The sequence below is a fragment of the Bacillus sp. P4_D3 genome (assembly GCF_056401855.1).
Map to the genome: position 1 here is coordinate 1 of NZ_JBFUIN010000134.1, position 7,535 is coordinate 7,535.

9 protein-coding genes and 1 pseudogene are annotated in these 7,535 nt (G+C 34.6%); 5 read left to right on the plus strand and 5 right to left on the minus strand.

Translation table 11 applies throughout. The features are described 5' to 3' along the window. Positions 1 to 86: 86 nt before the first annotated feature. Entirely contained in the window at positions 87 to 608 is a 522-nt protein-coding gene (locus tag AC1DTM_RS14560) for a BclA C-terminal domain-containing protein (RefSeq protein WP_016103912.1), read from the minus strand. Between the two features lie 779 nt (positions 609 to 1,387). Then, positions 1,388 to 1,480, minus strand: a pseudogene (locus AC1DTM_RS14565) (YjcZ family sporulation protein); the annotation flags it as partial. Between the two features lie 293 nt (positions 1,481 to 1,773). On the opposite strand from AC1DTM_RS14565, the gene AC1DTM_RS14570 reads away from it, so the two are divergent. Further along, on the plus strand, positions 1,774 to 1,989 hold the full coding sequence (locus tag AC1DTM_RS14570; protein WP_016103914.1) for a hypothetical protein: 216 nt from the start codon (positions 1,774 to 1,776) through the stop codon (positions 1,987 to 1,989). Between the two features lie 127 nt (positions 1,990 to 2,116). On the opposite strand, the gene AC1DTM_RS14575 is transcribed toward AC1DTM_RS14570, so the two are convergent. Further along, the gene (locus AC1DTM_RS14575) at positions 2,117 to 2,665 is read right to left on the minus strand and encodes a DUF4352 domain-containing protein (RefSeq protein WP_016103915.1); all 549 of its coding nucleotides are present in this window, start codon (positions 2,663 to 2,665) and stop codon (positions 2,117 to 2,119) included. A 623-nt stretch (positions 2,666 to 3,288) separates the two neighbouring features. Here AC1DTM_RS14575 and AC1DTM_RS14580 point away from each other — a divergent pair. From AC1DTM_RS14580 to AC1DTM_RS14595, 4 genes are all read left to right on the plus strand, one after another. Next, the gene (locus AC1DTM_RS14580; RefSeq protein WP_016103916.1) at positions 3,289 to 3,747 is read left to right on the plus strand and encodes a MarR family winged helix-turn-helix transcriptional regulator; all 459 of its coding nucleotides are present in this window, start codon (positions 3,289 to 3,291) and stop codon (positions 3,745 to 3,747) included. Between the two features lie 45 nt (positions 3,748 to 3,792). Then, positions 3,793 to 4,326 (plus strand): CDP-diacylglycerol--serine O-phosphatidyltransferase, encoded by a 534-nt coding sequence (gene pssA, locus AC1DTM_RS14585; RefSeq protein WP_088098752.1) that lies wholly within the window; start codon positions 3,793 to 3,795, stop codon positions 4,324 to 4,326. After that, positions 4,317 to 4,805, plus strand: a complete 489-nt coding sequence (locus tag AC1DTM_RS14590; RefSeq protein WP_070139653.1) for a DedA family protein — start codon at positions 4,317 to 4,319, stop codon at positions 4,803 to 4,805. The genes pssA and AC1DTM_RS14590 overlap by 10 nt, the downstream gene beginning before the upstream one ends. Before the next feature lie 318 nt (positions 4,806 to 5,123). Further along, positions 5,124 to 5,495 carry an ATP synthase subunit I gene (locus tag AC1DTM_RS14595; RefSeq protein WP_477000393.1) on the plus strand — a complete coding sequence of 124 codons (372 nt, stop codon included), beginning with the start codon at positions 5,124 to 5,126 and terminating at the stop codon, positions 5,493 to 5,495. A 122-nt stretch (positions 5,496 to 5,617) separates the two neighbouring features. Here the strand turns inward: AC1DTM_RS14595 and AC1DTM_RS14600 are convergent, their stop codons facing one another. After that, positions 5,618 to 5,719, minus strand: a complete 102-nt coding sequence (locus tag AC1DTM_RS14600; RefSeq protein WP_000505688.1) for a YjcZ family sporulation protein — start codon at positions 5,717 to 5,719, stop codon at positions 5,618 to 5,620. A gap of 660 nt (positions 5,720 to 6,379) precedes the next feature. Further along, positions 6,380 to 7,535 (minus strand): MFS transporter (locus tag AC1DTM_RS14605; protein WP_477000394.1); only part of this gene is annotated, 1,156 nt, incomplete at its 5' end.

Here is a 7,535-nt window from a genome sequence, read left to right on the forward strand (position 1 = left end):
GMAGGGGCTTTTAGTTCATGTTCTATTACTATACAGACTCCAATGAACAATAGAAAAGCTGTTTTTTCTAGCCTTTTTAAAAGATTTTAATTTAATTTTTTAATATTTAGTGCTGCGCCACTTTCAACTAGATTACAAAGAGCTAGAGAACGTCCAAAAAGACTTGTATTTCTTAATGAAAAAGTTGAGTTAGCCGGTACTCTTAAAATAGCTGTTCCTGAAAATTGGTCACATGATTCTCCGGTATTAGTTATTGTACCAAAAGATGTTTGGAAATTAGGAACTGGCACTCCGTTCAGGATAGCAGTTACTTGTTGTTCTGAACCTGTGCTTGTTATATTAGCGGTTGTAATTACATAGTTAATTTCATAATCTCCAGCTACTGGAATGGATATCGTAGTAGGAAGAAGTAGAACAATTCCTCCTGCGCTAGCTACACTTTGATTGTTAAATGGAATGTTCTCTCCATTAGGTACCGTAACAAATGTATTTTGCCAGAAGTTACGATAAGCTGGTGAAAAAGCTAGAGTCGGGGGAACAGCAGGTGGAAGAGCAGGCAAAATCCCATGACAGCAGCATCCCTTCGATTTTGAAAAATATGAGTTCAAAATGATTCACCCCCTTTTTGAAAATTAATATAATTATTTATATTCAAATCAATTCACTTAGCTTGTATACTTGTCCATGCTTGTCTAATAAAAATTAACGCATTATCCGAAAGAAGTCGCCTTCCTCAAATGTGTGAAGGACGATAATCCAACGGTAGGTGGGAGATGAACAAAACCCCCACTGATTAAAGTTTCACTTTATGTATAATAGAAATAGAAAAAAGTTCTTTTGATTAATAGGGTAAAGCTTTTCGTAAAGATATAGTTTTTTTGAATGTTATAAGGCCCTTCATACAGGCTAAATACATATATTGGATTAGTACACAGAGTGCCCGTCTTCGTGTACTTTTTTATTGTGAATAAGGAGAATGTGTTCCTGGAGCATCTAAAGAGAATGGCTATATTCGTATTTTGACCAGTTATCGTGTGAAAACGACCGATTATCGAAAATCCATTTACAGTAACTTAAATAGCTTTTATATTTAGAGCGAGCGAAAGGGAAGTGGTGAAGTGAAGTTTGAAGTGTCGATTGACCCATCTTATAAAGAACCGAAAATTATCATTCTTACAGATAAAATGACAGATGAGATATCTGATATTATGAAACGGCTGTCAGAGGTTTTGTAGTTAACATCCCTCACTTATCAATAGTCAAAAATGAATAGAATTCTCGTTTTGGGGTTGATCTAAAACCTTAGCTTGATGGGCATGTGGCGGTCCCACATATGTTAGCCCTATATTGAGAAATAAAAAAAAGACACTCTCAAGAGTGCCTCTTATTAGCAGCCGATTCCGCCGCCCCAACAGCTAGCTCCAACGATGATTAATAAGATAAAGAGCACAACAAGTAAGGCGAATCCACCGCCAAAACCACAGCCTCCACCACAACTACCACCATAGCCTCCACCATAGCCTCCACCATAGCCTCCACCATAGCCTCCACCACAACTACCACCATAGCCCATATTAACTCCTCCTTCCATAAAGTCCATATATTAATGGATTTATTTCACTTTATGTTTTTACGGATAAACTTGAGCAGGTCCTTTTGAAAAAATAAAAGCACTCGGTATTTTAAGGGAGTTGACGAACTTATTTTTGTCACGAGTATTACGCTTATTACATATGGTATTTTATTCTGTGTATTGGGGGAAAGGAGATCGTTATGGCTAATTCTGAGATGATATTACGTTTACTTACGGATTTAAAGATTGAACAGCAAGCATTAAGAGAGCAGTTGGAGAAAATGCAAACAGCTTTGAGTATTCTTGAAGAAAAACCAACTATTCCTGAAGAGAAACCAGTTGTTACAAAGCAACGCGGACATTCTGGGTTTCCAACATCTTTTCGTGATTGGAGAGCATCTTCTCAAAAGAATTAAGGAATCTTGTTATAGTGAGTTATACAAAATCATAAATGAAAAAGTACAGTCTACTGTAGTTAATACAGAGGCTGTACTTTTTGTTATGTTAGTATAAGTTGTGATAGGCGGTTTGTATTTTCTTTGACTATTCCACCTTTAACTCGATCCCTTTATCCAACATATCTCCATTAATTTTCAAAGTTAATCCTTGCGTCTTTTTCGGTACATCGAATACAATGTTCCCTTCCAAATTTTCACTAGGATTAAGAACACCAAATTTAAATGTAGCGGTATTTGCAGCTTTAAGTACTAATTGAAATTCATTAGAAATGTGATATTCTCTTCCGGTACCGTCAATTAATTTAAAGTTGTTGCTATTTAGTGTAATGGGTTCCTCGTGACCATTATGTACTCTGACGTCTAATACTTTAAATACACCTTGTGCTTTAACTTCTCCATTACCTATAACATCTAATGAATCGACAGAGCCTATTGATATGTATACACCAGAAGAATCTTCATGGGTGGGAAGCCCTTTTTGAGGATCCTTGTTGCTAAGTTCATCATTTTTTGTTTCTTTAGAAGTCTCCTGTTCGTTTTTCGTGTTACTGCTAGATGTATCATGTGAACTGCAAGCTGATAATCCAAACAAGAATGTGCTACATAATAATGTTGTTAATAACTTTTTGTTCATATTGTGTTCCTCCAAAATAGAAGTACTTTTATGGGTGCCATAATGATTTGATAAATCTATATTTTTCTTTATATGTATTAAATGGTGCACCTTATTATATTGGTTTTGGAATTAAAAGGAAACTTGATGTAAATAAAAAAGACACTGTGAAGTGTCTTTTTTATTTAAGTTATGCGCATTACTTAATAAGACGTTAGTTACTCATCCTGAACATGAGTAACTATGTAGGGTGATTTAATTATAACATTTTAACCAGTAATGGGTCTATATGGAATTTGTGAAATGGTTAATATTTAGTTATTGGAATTTAACATGTGATGTAGTATTGTTGTCTGTCTAAAGGAATTGTAAATGATAAGGATAATGAAGGAACAGGCTCATTAAAAAAATCGAAGAAGAATAGTTTCAATTGGTATAAAGAAGTAGTTGAAAAGAATGGTGAGAGCCTGAAATATTAAGTATAAAAAGAAGATATCAATTAAGATGTCTTTTTTTGTACAATTGTAAGTCAAGGAGGGAGACAGATTTCCCTTTACACGAACATAAAGGTATAATATAGTTTAGTTAAGTTAACTAAACTATATAGTGGAACGAAATAGCAGCATGATCGGAGGAAAGATGCTATGACTAGATCGTATAAAGAAGTAATTAATGAAATGAATCGAGCCTACAATGACTTCTACATTTTACTATTTCAGGAGTTAAAGGATGAGTTCGGTCTTACAGGGCAGCAAGAGAGCATGTTATTTTATATCAATTTAAATGAAAATACGACAGCGAATCACATTGCGAGTACTTTTAATATATCGAAAAGTGCGGTTAGCCAAGTTTTATCTAAATTGGAAAAACAGAAGATGATTTCGAAACAAGTAAACCCTAATAATAAACGGGAGTATTTCCTTACACTTGGTCCAAATGGTAGTAAGTATATAGAGCGGTTGTCTGATTTAGATGATGTATTAATTGAGAAATACTTTTCTAAAATCGATATAAATGCTTTAGAGCAAATGACTGATACATTAACGAAAATAAATAAAGTTATATTAGAAGAAAAACAGAAGGACATTGATCCGAATGAGTAAGAAAGTCTATATGAAACAGCTAGTTGAAAGGAGGAAAAGCGTGTTATGAGTTACATACCAAATATGATTACGATAGCAAATTTTGTATGTGGGCTTTTGGCTATTTACGCTATTCTCGTTCACGATATGTATTTGGGAGCAGTTTTTATTATTACAGGTATGTTATTTGATTTTTTTGATGGCATGGTCGCTCGGAAACTTGATGCTGTTTCGGAAATTGGCGGAGAATTAGATTCATTTGCAGATTTAGTTACTTTCGGTGTCGCACCGTCTATTCTTGCATATAGTGTCGCTTTAAAAGATTTACAGTTTATCGGGATGATATGTGCGCTTGCTTACAGTGTTTGCGGAATGCTTCGACTTGCGAGATTTAACACGCAGCAAAGCAAACTTCCGACGTTTATTGGAATGCCTATTCCATTCGCGGCAATGTGTCTCCTTATTATATGCTTTTTGAATAATCCAGTTTCCGTGGCGTTTGGCACATGCGTACTCGCTTATTTAATGGTGAGTAAAATTAAATTTCCTCATTTTAAAAAAGATATATCCGAAAAATTGGAGTCTGAAAGATGGAATTAGTACAGCAGGTTATAACAGATTATGGTTACCTCGCTATTTTTTTGATGCTTCTTCTTGGAATTGTAGGATTACCAATCCCTGATGAAGTCATAATGACAGTAGTAGGTTACTTTACGAATATTAATGTTTTAAATTATGAGCTTGCCATTTTAGTCAGTTTTGTAGGAGCGTTGTTGGGTATGGTGATCAGTTATATGATCGGCAAAAAGGCAGGGCGTCCTTTCATTGATAAGTATGGAAAATGGGTTGGTTTGAAGGAAAAGAGAATGAGCAAAGTTGCAAAATGGATGGAGAAATATGGACCCTATTCTCTTGTTTTGGGTTATTTCATTCCAGGCGTTAGACATATAACATGTTACCTTTCGGGGGTTAGCAAAATGAATTTGAAAACTTATATTTTGTTCGCTGCTATCGGTGCATTTTTATGGTGTTTCACTTTTATTACTATCGGCAGAGGTATAGGAATTATCCATGAATAAGAAGGTGTTGAATGATCGAAAAGATTCTAACTGGAAAAGTTAACTTTAAAATGATTCAAGACCGTTTTGACAATGGTTTGCGATTAACGCATTCTAGGGAACACGTTATCAAAAGTGAAAAATTGTACGTCTAGACACCATTTAACTGATTACCTGTACGTTGGGATAAAGTGTTATTTTGTACAGAAAATCCGTGTTATTGAATAGATATTTAAAATGAAAATCCGACTTTTATATGGAAGAGAGCATATGGCGTTGGATAGTAGCAGACGTAATTGATGATACGTAAATACAATGAGAAAGATAAAGGAGTGCGGCATGATTCGTATGGCACTAAGATCATTTAACATACAAATGTATTGCTTGCTAGGTGTGATGTTGTTGGGATGGTTTATGACACCTTTCCCATTCCATTTTGTAGGGATAAGCATTGGCCTTTTGATGAGTATGTACTACGTCTGGATTTTAGGAAGGCKTATTGAAAAGTTCGGAAATAGCATTGTAAAAAAAGAAAAAGCACCGATGCTTGGAATGATGAATCGATTTGCAGCCGCGATACTCGGTGCGATTATTATGTATGAAATTGAACACCATGATTTCATGTGGACATTTGCTGCTGGAATTATGGGTGGGTATTTCTTGATTATTATTAATTTAGGATATTACAGCATGAGAGATGCGAAGAAATAAAGTGCTGTGTAAATAACTAATTTGGATGACTTGAATGTATAAACCTAAAAACTTTCCTTTATGGAGAGCTTTTTATTACAAAGAAAAGACACTCATATAAGAGTGTCTTTTCCAATAGTTTTTTAGCAGAAGCAAGAAGCTCCAACAATGATCAATAAAATAAACAATACWACTAATAAAGCAAAGCCGCCGCCACAACTACTACAACTACCACCAAATCCCATAATAGYTCCTCCTTTAATAAGAGGGGAAAACAAGGGTACACTCATGTATTTTAACGGATTCAAATTACTTTATGTTTTTTACGCAATAATTGAGCAGGTCCTTTTGAAAATAAAGAAAAGACACYCTAAGGTGCCTTTCTCTGACTTGAACCATCTTAATTTTAATAATATTGGACTCCCGTCCGAATATTATTTTACCATGTTAAGTTGTTTTTGGAAATATGCCATATCGATAATTACAATCATACCATTAATAAGAACCCCATAAATGATAAACCATTCCACTAACAAAAAACACTAATCCTAAAAACAAAACAATTAAAGCAAGTACTCCATTTTGATTATGTTCCATAAAACTAGCTCCTTTTAGATTTATTTTTATCCCGCTATTTGTGGGCAGTAAAACTCCCACCTCAAAATTCAGGTGGAGCAAAGAAGTTAGGTGGGAGATAAACGGCCCGTAAACGCCCGATTGGTGAAGGCTAATAATCAGTGGGGGGATGAACAAAACCCCCACTGATTAAAGTTTCACTTTATATACAAAAAAGCCTTTAGTCGTAATTATGGCTAAAGGCTTTGAGCATTATACTTTTCACATTATAAAATCTTATGAGAAGAATTTATAATATTTTTTTTATCAAATGGGGAACTGAAAATGTACTAGCTTGATAATGAAGCCTGGCTATTAGAATTGAAAAATTTTAGTTTTATTATAATTAATAGGAATGAAAGTAGTGTGAATATAAATCCGCTCCAAATAAGCTGGTGAATACCTAGGTTTGAAATAAACCAGCCTCCAATAGTTGTTCCTAGAGTAATTCCGAGATTTGAKAACGAAACGAATAGACTATTACCAAATTCAGGTGCTTCTTTTGCTTCGCTTATTAACCATGTTTGGCCAACAATTAATCCACCAGCATGTACGATTCCCCAAATGAATACGATAAAAATCATTGGAACAAGGTAGGCACCTAAATAATAAACTAATATGTAAACAATAGAATATAGAATAGGGAATGATATTACGGTATTTATTATGCTTTTTTGCAGGAGACCACCAAATAAATGATTACCTAAAATCATAACTATACCAAATATGAATAGCATGATACTGATGAGAGATCCATTCATGGAAGTTACTTTTGCAAGGTACTCGGCGAAGTAGCTGTATACGGAAAACATGGCTGCAAAAAGGAATGTGACGGTTAAAATATTTAACCATAATCCAGGTTTGCCAAGTATACGAATTTGTTTGCCGAAAGACATTTTTTCTTTAACAGGCATAGAAGGAAGTAGGATTAGTATTCCAATGAATGCAAGTGTGTTAACGAACGCTCCGAATAAGAAAGCAACTTCGAGTGAAAATTGGTCTGCAAGGTAAGAGGTTAGTGGTACACCTAAAGCAAAGCCAACAGTAATTCCCATAAAAACTTTTGTAACTGCTTGACCGCTCTTTTCTGGAGGGACAAGTTTAGCAGCTGTTACAAGAGCGATTGAAAAGAAGAGTGGATGAAGTGCTGCCGGTAAAATACGAAAAATAAGCATGATTTCAAATTGTGTTGTATAAGCGTAGATTATATTTGAAATAACAAATGTAAAAATTGCTGTTAATAAAATTATTTTGCGATTAATACTAGAGACGAGCAGAATTAAAAACGGACCAGAAATAGCAACAACTAGTGCAAATATACTCACTAAAAATCCAGCTTGTGTAGTTGAAATTCCGAATTTTTGAGTGATTTGTGGTAATACGCCGACAATACCCATCTCGGTAGTAATAATTCCGAACACACCTATTGCGAGTGTCAGAATAAGT

Coding starts and splice junctions, on each gene's coding strand:
- AC1DTM_RS14570 (WP_016103914.1), top strand. CDS start 1,774: ATGGCTAATTCTGAGATGATATTACGTTTACTTACGGATTTAAAGATT.
- AC1DTM_RS14580 (WP_016103916.1), top strand. CDS start 3,289: ATGACTAGATCGTATAAAGAAGTAATTAATGAAATGAATCGAGCCTAC.
- AC1DTM_RS14590 (WP_070139653.1), top strand. CDS start 4,317: ATGGAATTAGTACAGCAGGTTATAACAGATTATGGTTACCTCGCTATT.
- pssA (WP_088098752.1), top strand. CDS start 3,793: ATGAGTTACATACCAAATATGATTACGATAGCAAATTTTGTATGTGGG.
- AC1DTM_RS14575 (WP_016103915.1), bottom strand. CDS start 2,665: ATGAACAAAAAGTTATTAACAACATTATTATGTAGCACATTCTTGTTT.